This window comes from Providencia sp. PROV040 (genome assembly GCF_032706145.1).
Taxonomy (GTDB): Bacteria; Pseudomonadota; Gammaproteobacteria; order Enterobacterales; family Enterobacteriaceae; genus Providencia; species Providencia hangzhouensis.
The window spans coordinates 4,532,998-4,550,824 of record NZ_CP120530.1; the positions used below are offsets into that span (position 1 = coordinate 4,532,998).

Annotated in this window: 17 protein-coding genes; 6 read left to right on the forward strand and 11 right to left on the reverse strand. The window is 39.9% G+C overall.

Annotated elements, in window-relative coordinates:
* Positions 1 to 42 precede the first annotated feature (42 nt).
* Positions 43 to 186, reverse strand: a complete 144-nt coding sequence (locus P3L40_RS21140) for a Hok/Gef family protein (protein WP_110591039.1) — start codon at positions 184 to 186, stop codon at positions 43 to 45.
* A gap of 515 nt (positions 187 to 701) precedes the next feature.
* On the opposite strand from P3L40_RS21140, the gene P3L40_RS21145 reads away from it, so the two are divergent.
* Entirely contained in the window at positions 702 to 1,835 is a 1,134-nt protein-coding gene (locus P3L40_RS21145) for an RNA ligase RtcB family protein (RefSeq protein ID WP_136134028.1), read from the forward strand.
* On the forward strand, positions 1,835 to 2,446 hold the full coding sequence (gene prfH / locus P3L40_RS21150; protein WP_136134027.1) for a peptide chain release factor H: 612 nt from the start codon (positions 1,835 to 1,837) through the stop codon (positions 2,444 to 2,446). Before P3L40_RS21145 ends, prfH begins: the two co-directional genes overlap by 1 nt.
* Before the next feature lie 82 nt (positions 2,447 to 2,528).
* On the opposite strand, the gene P3L40_RS21155 is transcribed toward prfH, so the two are convergent.
* From P3L40_RS21155 to lptM, 9 genes are all read right to left on the reverse strand, one after another.
* Complete coding sequence (locus P3L40_RS21155) at positions 2,529 to 2,804, reverse strand: hypothetical protein (RefSeq protein WP_094962467.1); 276 nt, start codon at positions 2,802 to 2,804, stop codon at positions 2,529 to 2,531.
* A 192-nt stretch (positions 2,805 to 2,996) separates the two neighbouring features.
* Complete coding sequence (locus P3L40_RS21160) at positions 2,997 to 3,581, reverse strand: 2OG-Fe(II) oxygenase (RefSeq protein ID WP_136134026.1); 585 nt, start codon at positions 3,579 to 3,581, stop codon at positions 2,997 to 2,999.
* A 252-nt stretch (positions 3,582 to 3,833) separates the two neighbouring features.
* Positions 3,834 to 5,258, reverse strand: a complete 1,425-nt coding sequence (locus tag P3L40_RS21165) for a hypothetical protein (RefSeq protein WP_210853001.1) — start codon at positions 5,256 to 5,258, stop codon at positions 3,834 to 3,836.
* Positions 5,259 to 5,458: 200 nt separating this feature from the next.
* Entirely contained in the window at positions 5,459 to 7,621 is a 2,163-nt protein-coding gene (gene uvrD, locus P3L40_RS21170; RefSeq protein WP_036958803.1) for a DNA helicase II, read from the reverse strand.
* 87 nt (positions 7,622 to 7,708) lie between these two features.
* Positions 7,709 to 8,425 (reverse strand): 5-amino-6-(5-phospho-D-ribitylamino)uracil phosphatase YigB, encoded by a 717-nt coding sequence (yigB, locus tag P3L40_RS21175; RefSeq protein WP_004906059.1) that lies wholly within the window; start codon positions 8,423 to 8,425, stop codon positions 7,709 to 7,711.
* On the reverse strand, positions 8,425 to 9,354 hold the full coding sequence (gene xerC / locus P3L40_RS21180) for a tyrosine recombinase XerC (protein WP_136134023.1): 930 nt from the start codon (positions 9,352 to 9,354) through the stop codon (positions 8,425 to 8,427). The genes yigB and xerC overlap by 1 nt, the downstream gene beginning before the upstream one ends.
* Positions 9,336 to 10,040: a DUF484 family protein gene (locus P3L40_RS21185; RefSeq protein WP_004906061.1), complete on the reverse strand. Its 705-nt coding sequence runs from the start codon at positions 10,038 to 10,040 to the stop codon at positions 9,336 to 9,338. Before P3L40_RS21185 ends, xerC begins: the two co-directional genes overlap by 19 nt.
* Positions 10,041 to 10,064: 24 nt before the next feature.
* Positions 10,065 to 10,889, reverse strand: a complete 825-nt coding sequence (gene dapF, locus P3L40_RS21190) for a diaminopimelate epimerase (protein ID WP_094962463.1) — start codon at positions 10,887 to 10,889, stop codon at positions 10,065 to 10,067.
* A gap of 21 nt (positions 10,890 to 10,910) precedes the next feature.
* Positions 10,911 to 11,096: an LPS translocon maturation chaperone LptM gene (gene lptM / locus P3L40_RS21195; protein ID WP_004906065.1), complete on the reverse strand. Its 186-nt coding sequence runs from the start codon at positions 11,094 to 11,096 to the stop codon at positions 10,911 to 10,913.
* 235 nt (positions 11,097 to 11,331) lie between these two features.
* On the opposite strand from lptM, the gene cyaY reads away from it, so the two are divergent.
* Complete coding sequence (cyaY, locus tag P3L40_RS21200; protein WP_004906066.1) at positions 11,332 to 11,649, forward strand: iron donor protein CyaY; 318 nt, start codon at positions 11,332 to 11,334, stop codon at positions 11,647 to 11,649.
* Between the two features lie 43 nt (positions 11,650 to 11,692).
* Here cyaY and P3L40_RS21205 read toward each other — a convergent pair whose 3' ends face one another.
* On the reverse strand, positions 11,693 to 14,266 hold the full coding sequence (locus tag P3L40_RS21205) for a class I adenylate cyclase (RefSeq protein ID WP_136134022.1): 2,574 nt from the start codon (positions 14,264 to 14,266) through the stop codon (positions 11,693 to 11,695).
* A 592-nt stretch (positions 14,267 to 14,858) separates the two neighbouring features.
* Between P3L40_RS21205 and hemC the strand changes: the two genes are divergently transcribed.
* Genes hemC through hemX form a run of 3 tightly spaced genes read left to right on the forward strand, consistent with a single transcriptional unit; the run spans position 14,859 to position 17,827 of the window.
* Positions 14,859 to 15,803: a hydroxymethylbilane synthase gene (gene hemC / locus P3L40_RS21210; protein WP_110591032.1), complete on the forward strand. Its 945-nt coding sequence runs from the start codon at positions 14,859 to 14,861 to the stop codon at positions 15,801 to 15,803.
* Positions 15,800 to 16,555 carry a uroporphyrinogen-III synthase gene (locus P3L40_RS21215; protein WP_094962459.1) on the forward strand — a complete coding sequence of 252 codons (756 nt, stop codon included), beginning with the start codon at positions 15,800 to 15,802 and terminating at the stop codon, positions 16,553 to 16,555. The genes hemC and P3L40_RS21215 overlap by 4 nt, the downstream gene beginning before the upstream one ends.
* Positions 16,556 to 16,558: 3 nt before the next feature.
* Positions 16,559 to 17,827: a uroporphyrinogen-III C-methyltransferase gene (hemX, locus tag P3L40_RS21220; RefSeq protein WP_136134021.1), complete on the forward strand. Its 1,269-nt coding sequence runs from the start codon at positions 16,559 to 16,561 to the stop codon at positions 17,825 to 17,827.

Consider the following 17,827-nt stretch of genomic DNA (forward strand, 5'->3'; position numbering starts at 1 on the left):
ATCGGGAAATTACGAGGGAATAAACTCCCTCGTAAAGCAACATTATTCTTCGTAAGAAAACGTTGTTTGAACAACTGTATTTCCATGACTAATGACAATTAGGCAAAGCCTATCCCGCATTAATAGTGAAATACCGAACACGGTAATACACGCCGAAACAAACGCAATCACTGCGAACTTGCTCATTTCCCTTGACCTCTTAATGGTTAAGAGGCACAATCTCAACTGTTCAGGTTTAGATCGGGCCTCGTTGGTTAATAATAACTAACGGGGCTTTTCCATTTCTAATCCAAACATTTTATCCAACATAATAAGCTTGAACCAGAAAGGCTCAAGCACCCGTCTAAATGATAGCAAATTTTTATATTTCACTCACGCTCAATTCCATTGGAATAAATAAAAATATAAATTTAATTATCTAATTATTAGTTTGTATAATATTAATTAATTTATATATTGATTTCAGAAAAAGGCTAAAAATCGGCTATCTTTAAAATAGCCCTTGCAAAAGAAAAAAGTTACCGTTAATATCCGCAGCGTTTTATATTCATCTACTAACTGCAAGGAGGTTTACCATGACAACAATTAATCAAACTCTTTGCGGGCACACTCAGAAATAGCCACTCTCGTTAGTTAATCTATTTTCTTAATTTTGCCTGCTAATTCACCTTATTTTTCAATTAAAAATGAGTTAATAGCTTATGGGCAATACCTTACATACTGTGGATCAGCAAGTTAGCTATATCGCCACAGAATCAACATGGATTGAAAGTAAAGCAATCCAACAATTACAAACAACTGCAAGCTTACCTGATATGGTATCTGTTGTCGGCATGCCTGATCTTCATCCAGGTCGAGGATACCCGATTGGCGCGGCATTTTTCTCTACCAAGCGCTTTTATCCTGCGCTAGTTGGTAATGACATCGGTTGTGGAATGGCGCTGTTCCAAACTGATATTAAAAAATCGAAAGTTAACCTCGATAAACTCGAAAAACAACTTTCTGAAATGTTAGATCATGCGCCTTTGTCATGGCTTGAAGAGCATGTTCCAAATAACATGCAATCACATGACTTTATGTCATCATTAAGTTCTATTGGTGGCGGAAATCATTTTGCTGAATTTCAGGGCGTTGATGAAATATTAAATCCAGAATTATTCAGCATGAGTGGATTAAATAAACAACAATTACTGTTATTAGTGCATAGTGGCTCTCGTGGTTTAGGCCAATCAATACTTCGCCAGCATGTAGAAAAATATAGTCATGATGGGCTTATAGACAATACTCAAGATGCAAAAGATTATCTGGAAGCACATCAGAATGCATTGGATTTTGCCCAACTAAATCGGCAAATGATCGGTTTACGTATGCTGCAACAAGTAAAGTCAAAGGGTAAACTCGTACTCGACCTTAATCATAACCTAGTTGAATCCTGTAAAATCAATGGTATTGAAGGGTGGATACATCGAAAAGGAGCGACACCATCAGATCGCGGGCTAGTCGTTATCCCTGGTTCTCGAGGTGATTACAGTTATCTCGTTTCTCCACAACCAAGTGAAGTTTGTCTGAATTCTCTTGCTCATGGAGCTGGACGGAAATGGATGCGAACTGAGTGTAAAGGGCGTTTATCACATAAATATACACCTACTCAATTATCAAGGACGGTATTAGGTAGTCGTGTTATCTGCGCAAACAAGCAATTGATTTACGAAGAGGCCCCTCAATCTTATAAATCTATTGATACTGTAATTGAAAGCATGGTGAATATTGGCATCATCCAAGTTGTTGCACGCCTTAAACCTGTTATAACCTATAAAACCAGTGGAGATTGCTAATGATATTATTACAGTTTTCCTCTGCGCAGGGGCCTGAAGAATGTTGCATAGCGGTGGAAAAAGCACTTACTTGTTTTTTCCAAGAGGCTAAAAAACTTTCAGTCATTGCCGATACACTTGAGTTTTTCCCATCACGCTATGGACTAAAATCTGCCTTAATTTCATTGGAAGGTGAGAATGCAGACATACTATCCCAAAAATGGACTGGCACTATTCAATGGCAGTGCCAAAGCCAACTTAGGCCACGACATAAACGTAAAAATTGGTTTTTGAGTGTCACCCGTTTCTCTCCCATTAAACCAATTGAAGATAGTGAAATTGAGTTTGAATTTACTAAAGCACAGGGGGCTGGAGGGCAGCACGTTAATAAAACCTCGTCTGCGGTTAGAGCAAAACATGTCGCTACGGGTATCACTGTCAAAGTGCAATCTGAACGCAGCCAGCACGCTAACAAAAAGCTTGCGAAACAGTTAATTCAATGGAAATTGAATGAACATCAATCACAGCAACTTAATGAACTGGATAAACAACGTCATCATTCCCATTATCAAATTGAAAGAGGAAACGCTGTAATTACTTTTTCAGGAAATGAATTTAAACGTTTAAAATAAAACAATACCACCTCAGATAAGAGGTGGTATATAATTTAAGATATCTACCTTACTGTTTTGTGCTTTACTACCCAGACAATGCTTAATTCACTAAATAACACATTGAATTATTAAATTGACATTCAGCAATATAATGATTTGGCTCAATGATAAAACTATATTCTTTTTGTGAAGAAAAACAATTTGTTGTTTGTATTAGTGACGAATGATCAATATCATAATTAATAGGTACAATATCACCCTTATTTTTATTCATTAAGCTATTAAATGCTGTTTCTAATTGTTTTTCATATTCCATGATACTCATTCCTTGTTGAATCTGCTTATCACCATAACCAAATTTATCAACGCTGTTCATCTATAAACTCCTTTTATATGTACATTGAAAAATAAAAAATTAAAATGACTGATATAACCGATTAAAACAAGATAAATTGAATAAAGTTAATCTTAAATTTTAAAGAAAATAATATAGTATTAATTAGATATTATAAATATGGAAGAATATCTATCAGCCACCTCAATAAGAGGTGGTAATAGCCTGAACGGATTAGAGTATTTTTTCTGTTAAAAACCAGCCAGCAATACTTTCTCTTTTTTGTTGAGTCGGTAACACTTCATGTGGAAACTCTTCAGACATAAAAAAAATCATTCGACCTGCAAGCGGTTCTAATTCAAACAATTGATTGTTTTCTTTATCATAGACAACAAGTTCACCTCCATCTCCAGCTTGCCATGCTTCATTCATATATAAAACAGTGGTTACCTTGCGACGCCCTTGTCCTCTTGGGTTATCAAGATGTTTTTTATAAAACCCACCATTAGGATAACGGCAGAAATGCGTTTCAAAATCACGCAGACCAAGATAAAGCTGGCAGTTAAGCTCTTGCCTAACCTGCTCCATTTTATCTAGATAATTAACGATAGGCTCCCCCATTTCAGGTTCTAGCCAAACAGTTTGATCAGCACGAATACTTTTATTTCCTTGTAAGGTATCGCCGCGCCCAATACGTGCATCCTGTAGGGTATCTGGGATACTATTTTTGATGGTTTGTATATGTTGCAGGCTCATGAAATCGTCCCACACATACCAACCTTGTGAGGAAAGTGAATCAATAAGTTTATCCATTGACATGATGAGTCTTAGAAAAGTTAATTAGGTAATATTTTATACTTCATTGAGATATAGTTTTAAAATTAAAAACTTAAATCCTGATGATTGATACGGCATATCAAAGTCAATCACTAAAAAGATAGTGATAGTTATCATAGAGTAAACTAGAAAAGAGATTCAAAATTACATAAATAACATACTCATTCCATAGTAAAAAAGCACTCCATCCATATTGAGTGCTTACTATAAAATCAAATTAAACGATTGATTGACTTAGCAGAATGCAGTTCTTCCAATACCACCACAAGAACAACGTGCCACTGGGTTAAGAAGACTTACCTGCCCTAGGTTTTTATTTACTTCACTATTCCCCTCTTCCGTCGATTGGAAAGCCGTAATTCGTTCTGAAATTAATTCGCTTTGAATTACGGGTTGAACTAATGTATTACCATCTTGATTTTCAATCATTTTTTGAGAACGAATTGACCAGTGAAGTTCAACATCTTTGATAGTTTCTTTAATGCTATGCATTTCTTCATTATATCTTTTAATATTTAAAGATAGATGATTTTTAAAAGGCCCTGAATTCACTTCTAATTCGCCTTGTTTTTCCATTTCAATATTTAGCTTATCAATATATTGATTTAATTCGTCTAATACTTTTAGTAAATTTGATTCCTGTAGTTCACTTATCCTACTTAACTCATTTAATACATGCTTATCTTTTGCTATGCTAGGGCTTTCTACTCTATACAATGAAATATTTCTACGTAATGACCTTATTTCTTCTATTTCTGAATTAGTTTTATGTTCGTTCAACTCACTTAGGCCTTTAAACACATTTAATTGTTCATCAAATACTTTTACATTTTTATGAACTTTTTCCTCTAACATTCTCATCGAATCATCTATCTGTTTTTGGCTATATTTATCAGTAACAACCGAACTGGAGCCCCAAGCTCTTCCTTTATTTAATAGCTGTACTGAACGAGATTTCAAATCATTTATAGACGAAACAAATTTTTCAATTTCATCATCTATCTCTTTTTTATTTTTTATTGTCTCAATTTCTATGTTATCTAACTGTAAATCAATTTTTCGTTCATCTTCTAATAACTTAGATGCTCTATTTTTCAATGATTTTAGCTTAGCGTTATGATAATTTATTGAGATAGATACAATACCTGTTTTAACTTTATTAAACGAAGTATTTAGATGGGTTATTTCATTATTTATCTTTACTAAAGTAGATTTTTCATGATTTAACATACCCTCTTTTGTCTCATGAGGGATTTTTTTGATTACAAAAATACTTTCTAGTAGTTTATGGTCACCACCAATATTTTTATTTTGCTTATTTATTTCCAACTCTATTTTATACTTAGAAAACTTACTAGCCTCAAAATATAAAATCTCATTACCGATATTTTCCTTGTTATATTTGCTAGCAAGATTTTTCATTGCTAGTAAATTACCTTCAAAAAATTTAATAGCTTTATTTACCTCATCTATTTTAGCGGTCACTTCACTATTTATATTTGTTTTTTCAGATAAATATTCATAGCCATATTCATCTTGAATTTTCATTACTAATGAAGACTTCAGTTTCTTAATTTTATTTAAACGATTTTCAGCAGAAAAAATTAACGAGTCTATTTTTTTAAAATCATAACTATTTAAATTAAAATCAATTTTCATATTAATTCCTTTGATTTTCATATAATTAAAAACATAATTTGATATCTATACTGCGTTTTTATCTTATATTAAAGACAAAGGAGTGACTAATTTATTATTTGTATAATAAAAACAAATTATAATTATTTTAAACCTATATTTCATTTAAATAAATAAAGTAGAAATATTATTCAGATTTCTACTTTATTTATACTTGTCTATTACAGTTTCTCAAGCTTCGCATATGAAGCCACCAGCCATTTAATTCCTTGACCTTGGAAAGCGATTTGTAAACGACAGTGTTCACCACTACCTTCAAGGTTAATAATCGTGCCTTCTCCAAATTTAGGATGAACTACACGCTGCCCTAATGCATAACCCGAATCATTTTGGCTAATCGGGGTACCAAGGCGTTGATGGCTAACTGGTCTTGAAACCTGCGCTCGCAAACGAACTTCTTCAACACACTCGGTTGGTAGCTCACCGATAAAACGAGAAGGCCTGTGATAAACTTCTTTGCCATATAAACGACGACTTTCAGCGTAGGTGATAGTCAGTTTTTCCATTGCTCGGGTAATACCGACATAAGCAAGGCGACGTTCTTCTTCAAGACGACCACTTTCATCCATCGACATTTGGCTTGGGAACATACCTTCTTCCATTCCCACAATGAATACAACTGGAAACTCCAGGCCTTTAGCCGAATGCAAAGTCATCAATTGAACGGCATCTTGACTAACATCCGCTTGTCCATCTCCTGCTTCCAATGCTGCATGAGAAAGAAAAGCCTGCAATGGCATTAAGTCTTGGTCTTCGTCTTGATAGCTGAAATCACGGGTTGCATTGACTAACTCTTCCAAGTTTTCAATTCGAGCCTGTGCTTTTTCGCCTTTTTCTTGCTCATACATCGCTCGTAGGCCTGAGTCGTTAATCACTCTATCAGCTTGAACGTGTAATGGCATGTCTTGGGTTTCTTTAGCTAATGCATCGACTAATTCTAAGAAACGCTCGATTGCAGCGGCTGCCCGACCTCCCAACACCTGCTCGCGAAGTAAGTACTCACAACTTTCCCATAATGTTAGTTGTTGATCCCGTGCAGTTTGGCGAACAGTATCTAATGTTCTATCTCCGATGCCACGTGTTGGTGTATTGACCACCCGCTCGAAGGAAGCATCATCATTACGATTTGCTATTAATCTTAAATAAGAAAGTGCATCTTTAATCTCTTGGCGTTCAAAGAAACGTTGCCCACCATAAATACGATATGGCATAGCACCTTGGATGAGCGCCTCTTCTAATACACGAGACTGTGCATTACTCCGGTACAGCATGGCACAATCTTGTAGGGCTCCACCATTTTCATGCCATTGTTTAATGCGCCCAACCACATAACGTGCTTCATCTAACTCATTAAAAGCGCAGTAGAGGGAAATGGGTTCACCATCTCCGCCTTCTGTCCATAAATTTTTCCCTAAGCGGTCACTGTTATTCGCGATCAATGCGTTCGCCGCTTTTAATATATTATTCGTCGAGCGATAATTTTGCTCAAGGCGGATAGTTTCTGCACCAGGAAAATCATTGAGAAAACGCTGGATATTTTCTACTTGAGCCCCACGCCAGCCATAGATTGATTGGTCATCATCACCAACAATCATGACTTTGCCAGTTTCCCCAGCGAGTACACGGATCCATGCATATTGGATATTATTGGTATCTTGGAATTCATCGACGAGAATATTCGTAAAACGCTCACGATAATGCTGTAGTACATGGGGCTTGTTTAACCACAGTTCATGGGCACGTAATAGTAGCTCAGCAAAATCCACCAGTCCGGCTCTATCACAGGCCTCTTGGTAAGCTTGGTATACTTTTAGCCATGTGGCTTCGACTGGGTTTCCGTAAGCTTCAATGTGCTGAGGACGCAAACCCTCATCTTTTTTACCGTTGATGTACCACATACCCTGACGTGGTGGCCATTGTTTTTCATCTAAATTCATCGCCTTAAGTAAGCGACGAATTAAACGGTATTGGTCATCACTATCGAGAATTTGAAAATCCTGCGGTAAATTGGCATCCATATAATGTTGGCGTAATAAACGATGCGCTAAGCCATGGAATGTTCCTATCCACATACCGCCTTCACTAGTACCAATCAATTGATTGATTCTATGGCGCATTTCTGCTGCCGCTTTGTTCGTGAACGTCACTGCCATAATTGAAAATGGGGAAGCATTTTCCACAGACATCAGCCATGCAATTCGATGCACTAGCACCCGAGTTTTACCACTACCTGCCCCCGCAAGGACAAGTAAATTGGTACGCGGGGCGGCAACCGCTTCGCGCTGTTTGTCATTAAGGCCTTCAAGCAGATAAGAGACGTCCATAGTTACCATCAAAGCAAAACAGTGGTTAATACCACTGTGAGGTTATTAACAATGGCTATTGCCACTGTATTTTTATACAGGAAATAATTATACCAATGATAAGAGAGAATCCAACCGCGAAATTTCTACATGCGGTAATAAACGACCCTCTTTCTCTTCCATCAGTGTTTTTTGTTCTGTGTTTATCCAGCAAGCTTGCATACCGCTGTTAATTGCACCTTCAACATCCGTTAACAGGTTGTCCCCGACATGAAGAATAAATTGTGGCTCAATTTCAAGTCGCTTTGCTGCTAAACGATACATATCACAAAATGGCTTTGAGCGCCCATCAGGCCCCGCTTTCAATACAAATTGAAAATATTGGCCTAACCCACACGCTTCCGGCTCTGCGTTACCATTAGTAATCGCCACCAACGGAACTTTTTCTGCAAGTTGGCACAATGTTTCATGGGTGGATTTCGGGACATCGATTCTATTTCGCCAATATGTGAAATGCGCCATGATGTCATCCGCCCCTTTTTGTGCCGCTTCTTTCGAATAACCATAATGGCAAAGCATCATTTTGGAAGAGAGCCAACGCCAACGTGATATATCATGATAAATATCAGGCTCTTGTTCTTCAACAAGACGGCGAAAAGCATAAAGATCTTCATTACTAAAATGATTAAAGCGCGGATCATATTCACGAACAAAACGTAAAACTTCTTCTTCCGTTTTATCAATAACTGGGTGGTTATCGTAAAGCGTGTCATCCAAATCAAACGTGATCGCCAGAATGGGTGATAACGGACGGTAAAAATGCATTAAGGTTTCTCCCTCTTTGCTCTCGGATGAGCCACATCATACACGTTTGCTAAGTGCTGAAAATCAAGGTGCGTATAGATTTGTGTTGTTGATAAATTTGCATGCCCAAGAAGTTCTTGCACTCCACGTAAATTCCCACTTGATTCAAGGATATGTGTCGCAAAAGAGTGGCGTAATTTATGGGGATTAATGTGGCTATTAACCCCTTGTTTTATTCCCCATTGCTCAAAACGTTTCTGTACGTTCCGATTCGAAATACGTTTACCGCTTTGGGTTGAAATAAAAACGGCGTCATCTTCAGGGTCATAGAGCTCTCGCATCTCAAGCCAACGTTGTAGCCAACTCACCGCAGTTTTACCCATTGGCACTCTGCGCTCTTTACTCCCTTTCCCCATTACCCACACTTCGCCCGTATTTAAATCAAGATGGCGAACATCTAGCCCGACTAGTTCAGATAAGCGTAACCCCGCACCATACATCACTTCAAGCATCGTTCGGTCACGTACAACAAGAGGGTCGCCACTATCCATGTTCAAAAGTTGGGAGACTTCATCCACATCCATATTCTTAGGAAGGCGCTTTTTGGATTTAGGGGCATGGATTGCTTTTGCGGGGTTTGCGGGTAATTCCCCCTGGTGTACCATCCAATCAAAAAAACTACGCAGCGATGATAACCGCAACGCCATACTTGCTGCTTGTAAACCCGATTTGCGACTTTTAGCCGCAATGTTGCGCACAATCGCCGCATCCACTTTTTGCCATTCGTGGATATTTAATAAGGCTAACATCTCCACAATAACGCTCAGTTGGCGACGATAGTTAGTAATAGTAACCGGACTTAACCGGCGTTCAACACGCAGATAATACAGAAAGGCCTCAATTTGGCTCATCAGCCCTTCCGGCTGGTTTTTTACAGGCGTTCTATCCATTGGCATAATAACCTCGGTAGAATTTGAGCGACTTTCTCCAACATGACCGTTCCCATACCATGTTGATAATGTTCACGATCACGGCTAGTAAAAATGACCATACCTGATTCACCATGATGACCAAACAATGAAATGGCGACTGAGCCGACATTTAACGCATCAGGTAAAAGTAGTTGGATTTCAGGGCCATTTAACCGGCCGAGGTAGTTACGCTTATCACCAAAGCGTTGAATCCTCACTGGTTCAAAAACACGACGCGAGATAACTAATTGATGTGCATCCAAAGGTGCAGACAAATGCCAACTGTCACTAAACAAGCGTACCTGAGCACCGGATAAACCCAGTTTTTTTGCCCAACGGTTTAACGCTAACAGCATTTGCTGTAAACTTTCTGCTGATGACATTTCAATCACCAACACTAACAATTCATCAAAAAGCTCTACATTTTCATGAGCTTGCTCAACCATAAACCGAATATCTTGTTCGAGCTCTTTGATTTTCAACCGTTGACGGCTCATGACTAACTCAGGCAATGAAATCGCTTCCCGCACAACATGTGGGACTTTTAGTTGCTCCAACAGCTGTGCATTACGAAGAAAAAAATAAGGGTTTTCCGTTAAATAGCGCACGACATCAAGCTCATCAATTTGATGAACCATTTCCTGCGCTTTTTTGGTTTTATCCATTTTTTCCTCTTCGGCTATTCAAAATTAGAGTTGAATGACTCCATCATAAACATGCGTTGCAGGACCTGTCATATAAAGAGGCGACCCAGGACCTTCCCAAGAAATATCTAATGAGCCCCCCGGCAAATCGACTTTAACCCGCTTCGCCAGTAGCCCTTGAGTAATCCCAACCGCGACAGCTGCGCATGCTCCGCTACCACAAGCTTGAGTTTCCCCAGCTCCACGTTCATAAACGCGCAAGCGAATATGGTCAGCACTGATAATTTCCATAAAGCCAATATTGGCACGTTCTGGAAAACGCTCATGATTTTCTAAAGCGGGGCCTAAAACTTCGACTTCTGCCGTATGAATACTTTCAACTTGAATGACACAATGCGGGTTACCCATTGAGACAACCCCACACAGCACTGTACGTTCTTGTGCTCGAATAATATAGGTCTTTTCTTCTTTAACTGCGCGAAATGGCACTCTCTGTGGTTCAAAATCAGGTTCGCCCATATTAACGCAGACATCATCATTCTCATTTATGGTTAATGTCATACGACCCGACTGAGTGCTGACTTTAATTTTTTGCTTATTCGTTAAGCCTTTGAGCCTAACAAAACGAGCAAAACAGCGGGCTCCATTACCACATTGAGCGACCTCACTGCCATCTGCATTAAAAATACGGTAATGAAAATCAAGGTCAGGGTCATAAGGGGCTTCAACTAATAGTAGTTGATCGAACCCAACGCCTGTATGCCTATCTGCTAACCGACAAATCAATTCAGGCGAAAAATATACATTTTGTGTAACGCCATCGACAACCATGAAGTCATTACCTAAGCCATGCATTTTAGAAAATTGCATTTCACGCTCCATAGAGGCGACTTACTGATTATTCGTGGTTTGAGCAGGCTCTTTGGCAGTACTGTCTTGTGCGGTAGGTTGCACATCAGATGCCTTAGCCGGAGCTGCAGTTTCTTCCGGCGGAAAATACAACGGGCCTTTTAAGCCACAGCCAGAAAGGGTAAATAAAACAACTAGTGCACTAAGCCCAATTAAACTTTTTTTCATTCTTTTTCGCCCGTAATACTCACTTTTGACATCTGATATTTTACACAATAACAGGAGTGGCCTCGCAAATCACGCCTGTTTATCCAGCATGTTGATATTATATACTTTAGGCTAAATTTAGTCTGAAATTTTTAGCGGGTATGCTGAGATTGACCCCAATGCAGGTTCCCTCCTATAATTTCAATTAACAATAATAATTTCAATTAAACCATTGTGAGCAAACAGGAAATTAATCGTGAATGACAGCGAATTTCATCAGCTAGCAGAAACGCTACTGAGCACCATCGAGGAGCATTTAGATAATTATGAGGGTGATGCCGATATTGATTGTGAAATCAATGGTGGTGTGATGACTCTTAGCTTTGAAGATGGCAGTAAAATTATTATTAACAAACAAGAGGCATTCCACCAAATATGGTTAGCAACTAAACAGGGTGGGTACCATTATGATTATAAACAAGGTAATTGGGTTTGTGACCGTTCAGGGCATGAATTCAAAACTAAACTAGCCGAGGCAATTGCTTTTCAAAGCCAAGAGCCCTTTTCGTTCTAAGCTTTACGAATTTATACGGTGGGCAGCGCAAAACTGCCTACCATCAATAATAATGTGCTTGTGGGTGCTGTGGTTGACTAGATTGCCTTTCATACCCAACGTCATCATCTTCTGCCGTAAATGGCCATGTCGCACCAGAAAATGCAACAACTTGGTTTTTACCATCTTGATTAATGATTTGGTAAAACTGCGGTAAATTGAAATTGATAAAGTTTGCACCATAGGTAAACCGGTCGTGGGAAGAAGAATAGAATTTACTCACGTCACGGACGAGGTCTTCTTTTGACCCTTCGCAGTGGGAATAAATTTCAACCCGATTTGCTTCATCTAAAACGTAAATATTAAAACCCGTGTTATCTGCGGTATTTTCAAAGAAAAACTGTACAATCCCTTCACTTGCATAACCATCGACAACGGCAGGCAAATGGTTATCACCCTTCGCCTGAAGTTTAACTGGCCAGCCATGTAGTTTGTTATGGGAGATAGCCCCATAGAACTCAACGGCATTTTCAAGTTTTTGCACAGATACATTCAGGCGCTCAAAAAATAAACCCCAAGTCTGCCCCGCGATACGTAATGCTTTAAAACGCCCAGGGTCATTTCGGTTGCTTGATAAACGCAGTTCTACACACTCCGATACCAGCTGTTGTACACGGGTACGAATCAGCCCGCGTAAGTGCTCACTATAACAAAACACTTCAACCGCTTCAGGAGGTGATGCATCTTGATGCATTTTCCCTAAAATGGTCTTAAGTGCTTCTAACATGCATTGTTCTCCGCTGAAATGTAACGTTCTTACCTCATTCCACGAATTACGATACAACAAATCAATACTACCAATCAGACACCGTTGTGATTCTCCAAAACTGAAAATATCCAGTTTTCTAAAATCAACATGGACGACTTGCTCAGAATATACCTGTGTTGGGTCTTTTTCTAAGTTAACAATGATTGCAAGATGGCGGATTTCACAAGGGCTATAAAGCGCTTTTGGCGTTGGAGCGGGTAACCTGATAGGGAAATGGCTTGATACATCATGCATCAACTCAAGCAGCTTTCGTTCATCACACTGAGACTTCCCGTTATGCATATAAACCTGAGTATTCTCAGTCAACAGGCCGTTAAAATATGCCCACGCCACTAATTTATTTAAATAGCGATTATATTCAAGAGGTTGATGACCAATAATGGCCTCAATATTTGGCGCTTGGTTATACAAATACCAACCACTACGGTTAGCTCTCCCCTCGGGTACATAAATAAAGGTGAGATGCGCTTCGCTCAAATCAGGTGAAATTTGTGGATTAACTAATGTCACCTTACCAGGTAGCGCCTCGAAAGCCGCATATAATTTACGGGTTAGTACCCCAATATCTTGTGGGCTTGCACTAACACTTAAATTATTTCTACGCGCAAAGCGAATGAGATTACGATAACTTTGCATCATCGTATCAAGTAACTCGTTATGTGCCTCACGGACACGCTCAATTTTCCATTGATTACGTGTGTCGAGAATAGACAAACGTTCTGCTCCCCAACCCCATGATTCAACCAATTGAGACAACACATCACGGCGCCAGCCTGAGCATGCGTTATCCTCTTTTTCAGATAGTTTTTCACACACTTTTAGGTAGAAACAACGGCGGATAAGGTCAAGACGAGTTAGATCATTAATTTCAGTCAGGTAACGTGTCACACGCTCTAACATCAAACAGTATGAGTCCAAGCCATAACACACAATTTCGCCTGCATGTAAATGACGCTTAAACTCCATCGCTAATAATTTACCGTTAGGGTAATCCCATGAATAGGATTCCAGTAAAATACTCTTCAATACGGCTTTATAGGGGGAATCAACACTTTTGTATAGCTGCCATAGACTTGCACCGAAGTATTCCGCCGCAGAAAGCTCACTTAAACCACCTAAATCAAGCCATTCATTCGGTGTTAGCACGCCTTGTGCATATAACCCCATAACATATTCATCGTAATGCTGCTCTTCTTCAACTGGCACCATAGTCCACAGCAAACGTTTACCCGCCATACGTACAGCTGTTCGATAAAATTCATCTAACAATAAGATATGTTGCGTTGAACCACAGTTTTCCCCACCAATATGCCCACTAGCATGATGGCGAAAACGATTTTCATCGATTAAAAAAACAGTGACATCAATCCCCAAAGACGCAGCCCACTGCTCAATTAAGGTACACTTCTTTTGCAAAAAACGTTTTTCTTCGTGGTCCAACCAAGAAGGATGGCAAACCCAAACGTCAATATCTGAACACTGACTTTGCCCAACAGATGAAGTGCTTCCCATCGAATAAATACCCGTAATAGGTAATTCGCCATTCGCTTCGGTTTCAATCGTGGGTAAAAAACGTTCGAAAGGTGCCAACCATTTTTTTTGCTCTGTATCAGGAGAGAAAAAACAGACACCATGGGGGACATTACCTTCAATAAAACCAGGTATCATTGGATGATGATAATGAAACAAGACAGGCAGCAAGCTATAAACCTTCGAGAAGGTTTCACTCATAGAAGCTGTTGCACGTTCTAACCGTAATTGGTTTATCGCATCCAGTCTTTGTTTTAAGGTTTCAATATAGAGATACAAAGGTTACGCCTGATTGAATGAAAGTAATACAAACCTGAGAATTTCCCAGCACCCAACAGATAGAGATAGATTTAAAATAATTTTCAAATGGATTGTCGGAAACGTGATCAATTTAACACCTTGCATCAAAAGGGTAAAGTAGATCACATAATTTTATACGCTTATTTTTGATACAAAATGCTTTTCAACATATTGTATAAAAAGGCTTTTTATTTTTTAATCTATAAAATATCCCTTGTTTTTCAATGGAATAATTTCTTTTTACCCAATTGTTTAGTAAAACAGCAAAATCAAACGATATTAAGTACAATACGCACAGTGTCTGCGCTTACTCGCTTCAACACGAATTAATACAAACCGCAGAGTGTTTCACACGAAAGATAGCACGATAAGCTAAAGAAATTGCTTAATAGCTATTCTAGGTCATCTCATTTTGAATCGCGTTCTTGCATCATGGAAGAAAAAGTAAATCAGTTATCAACAATTCAGAGAGTGGTTTTGCGCCTAACTGGAAAAAATATCCTTAACATGTTAAAACTAAGGCCAATTGTATGGTTAATCTGCGGCATTTTTCGCCAGAGAAAACAGTAAAATGACATCAACAAATATCGTGCGTATTGCAACGCGCAAAAGCCCTTTAGCCCTATGGCAAGCGCACTTTGTCAAAGACAAATTAGAGCAACTTCACCCAGGTTTGCTGGTTGAACTCGTGCCTATGGTGACAAAAGGCGACATCATCCTTGATACACCTCTCGCGAAAGTTGGCGGGAAAGGGTTATTCGTCAAAGAATTAGAACTTGCCTTATTAGAAGGGCGCGCAGACATTGCCGTTCATTCGATGAAAGATGTCCCTGTTGAATTTCCTGAAGGCTTAGGATTAGTCACGATTTGTGAACGTGAAGACCCCCGAGATGCCTTTGTCTCAAACCACTATGACAACCTTGAGGCACTACCAAAAGGCAGTATTGTCGGAACATCGAGTTTGCGTCGTCAATGCCAATTAAGGGAGCTCCGCCCTGATTTAGTCATTCGTGACTTACGCGGCAATGTCGGAACACGCTTATCAAAACTAGATAACGGTGAATATGATGCCATTATTTTGGCCGTTGCAGGGTTAAAACGTTTGGGGTTAGAAACTCGAATTAAAACCGCCCTTGCCCCTGAACAATGCTTGCCTGCCGTTGGCCAAGGTGCTGTCGGCATCGAATGCCGTTTAAATGATAGTAAAACCCGTGAGTTACTCGCGAAACTAAATAATGACGCAACATCGACCTGTGTTCTTGCCGAACGAGCAATGAATATGCGCCTTGAAGGTGGTTGCCAAGTTCCCATTGGCAGTTATGCTATTTGGCAAGATGACAAAATATGGCTACGCGCCTTGGTTGGAGCGCCAGACGGTAGTGTGATTATTCGTGGAGAACGACGAGTTTCACCAAGTGAAGCTAACCAAGCAGGGGTATCATTGGCTGAAGAATTACTTGAACGCGGTGCAAGGGATATTTTGGCGGATGTCTACCAAGGAAACCCGCCTGCATGAAAGTGCTTGTCACTCGCCCTGAGCCCGCATGTTCAGAGCTGATCACGGCAATCACCACCAAAGGGGGGGAAGCCTTCGCCTCTCCTTTAATTCGCATAGGGCCCGGTGCTGAATTAAATACCCTTATTCCTCAACTTGATAGCCTTACTGCGAATGATTTAGTCTTTCTTTTATCTAAAAATGCAGTCGAATATGCAAATTTAACACTTGAACAAATGGGGCGTAGCTGGTCAGATAAGTTATCTTACTACGGAATTGGCCGCTCTACAGGGCAATATTTTCAGCAAGTAACCGGAAAAGACATACGTTGGGCGGAGCAAGGCGAAACCAGTGAAATACTACTGACACACCCTGAGCTTCAATTTCTCGAAGGGAAAAACGCCCTGTTATTACGTGGAAATGGCGGGCGAGAGCTTCTCGCGTCAACATTACGGGCTCGAGGTGCGCAAGTCAGTTATTGTGAATGTTATACAAGGTACCCGGTTGATTATGATAAAGCTCTGTTCAATCAGCAGTGGTTTCAAACCGGTATTACAGATGTTGTGATCACGAGTGGTCAAATGTTAGCCTTGTTAGAAGAATTAATCACTGAAGAATACCAAACTTGGTGGTTTTCCCGCCGCCTACTTGTCGTCAGTGAACGGATTGCAGACCAAGCCCGCAGAGGCGGATGGCAAAAGGTCTGTGTAGCTAATAGCGCAGATAATAATGCTTTATTAGAAGCATTAATTTCAATCGATATGGGATGCTAATTTATGACGGAACACGATAAAACAACCGAGACGGTTACCCCAGAAGCTGGTGCAGAACAACAGCACCCAAAAACTAAACCTTCTTCGGAACAAAAACGTTCTGGTCTGATAGGCGGTGTAATTGCTATCGCTATTATCATCGCTATTGGCGGTGGGCTGTACTATTTCACTCAACAAAGTAATGCCACCTTAGTCAATGAAAACAATGAATTAAAACAAAAATTAAGTGATTTAATCGAACAACAAAACTCAGACAGGCAGCGGTTAGATGCATTAGTTGCGGCTAATGCTGAAATAAAAAGCCATTCTCGTGAATATGAAGAGAATCTCAACCGCCGCATGCAAGAGCTGCAAGCGCACGTTACTGCGTTATCTAGCGCTGATGTTAAAAGTTGGCTACTTGCACAAGCTGACTTTATGGTCAAAATGGCGGGAAGAAAGCTGTGGAATGATCGCGACCCAGTAACCGCGGCCGTTCTGCTAAAAAGCGCTGACTCAAGCTTGGCAGAAATGAATGACCCAAGCCTACTCGACATTCGTAAATCAATTAACAGTGATATGGCTAAATTAGCCGCAATCAACCAAGTTGACTATGACGGCATTATTTTACGTTTAAACCAGCTAAGCAATGAAGTCGATAACTTACGTTTAGCGGATTTAAACAGTGGAGATGCGAAAGCTGAAGATAACGCTGACGTTAGCGATGATATTTCGGATTGGAAACAAAATTTGGCGCGTAGCTGGAAAAGTTTTGCAAATGACTTTGTCACAGTACGAGCTCGTGATGGCTCAGAAGCCCCTCTCCTTGCACCAAATCAAGATATTTACCTACGTGAAAACATTCGCTCTCAGCTATTAATTGCAGCGCAAGCCGTACCACGTTATCAAGAAGCCACCTACAAACAGTCATTAGAGCAGGCATCGACTTGGGTAAGAGCCTATTTTGATACTGAGGCGCCTGAAACCAAAGCATTCCTATCAACCATTGACGACCTAATCAATCAGCCGATTGATATTGACATGCCTGATACCTTGGAAAGCCAAGAAAAGCTAGAAAAAATCATGCAAACACGGGTTCGTAGCTTACTTTCTCAGTCATCCGACAATACAAAAGTTAGCGATGGTGCCATTGATGCCGCAGCGGATGCGACTGAAGCACCAACAGAAGCCGCAGCAGATGCCGCTGTTCCTGCCACGGATACGCAAAAAGCAGAGTCAGCTGACAATTCACACCCTTCAGAATCCGCAGAGCCTGCTGGCAATAGGGGGTAA

Coding starts and splice junctions, on each gene's coding strand:
- dapF (WP_094962463.1), bottom strand. CDS start 10,889: ATGCAATTTTCTAAAATGCATGGCTTAGGTAATGACTTCATGGTTGTC.
- P3L40_RS21160 (WP_136134026.1), bottom strand. CDS start 3,581: ATGTCAATGGATAAACTTATTGATTCACTTTCCTCACAAGGTTGGTAT.
- P3L40_RS21165 (WP_210853001.1), bottom strand. CDS start 5,258: ATGAAAATTGATTTTAATTTAAATAGTTATGATTTTAAAAAAATAGAC.
- uvrD (WP_036958803.1), bottom strand. CDS start 7,621: ATGGACGTCTCTTATCTGCTTGAAGGCCTTAATGACAAACAGCGCGAA.
- prfH (WP_136134027.1), top strand. CDS start 1,835: ATGATATTATTACAGTTTTCCTCTGCGCAGGGGCCTGAAGAATGTTGC.
- P3L40_RS21215 (WP_094962459.1), top strand. CDS start 15,800: ATGAAAGTGCTTGTCACTCGCCCTGAGCCCGCATGTTCAGAGCTGATC.
- yigB (WP_004906059.1), bottom strand. CDS start 8,425: ATGCATTTTTACCGTCCGTTATCACCCATTCTGGCGATCACGTTTGAT.
- xerC (WP_136134023.1), bottom strand. CDS start 9,354: ATGGATAGAACGCCTGTAAAAAACCAGCCGGAAGGGCTGATGAGCCAA.
- P3L40_RS21140 (WP_110591039.1), bottom strand. CDS start 186: ATGAGCAAGTTCGCAGTGATTGCGTTTGTTTCGGCGTGTATTACCGTG.
- P3L40_RS21145 (WP_136134028.1), top strand. CDS start 702: ATGGGCAATACCTTACATACTGTGGATCAGCAAGTTAGCTATATCGCC.
- P3L40_RS21185 (WP_004906061.1), bottom strand. CDS start 10,040: ATGGATAAAACCAAAAAAGCGCAGGAAATGGTTCATCAAATTGATGAG.
- hemC (WP_110591032.1), top strand. CDS start 14,859: ATGACATCAACAAATATCGTGCGTATTGCAACGCGCAAAAGCCCTTTA.
- lptM (WP_004906065.1), bottom strand. CDS start 11,096: ATGAAAAAAAGTTTAATTGGGCTTAGTGCACTAGTTGTTTTATTTACC.
- hemX (WP_136134021.1), top strand. CDS start 16,559: ATGACGGAACACGATAAAACAACCGAGACGGTTACCCCAGAAGCTGGT.
- P3L40_RS21155 (WP_094962467.1), bottom strand. CDS start 2,804: ATGAACAGCGTTGATAAATTTGGTTATGGTGATAAGCAGATTCAACAA.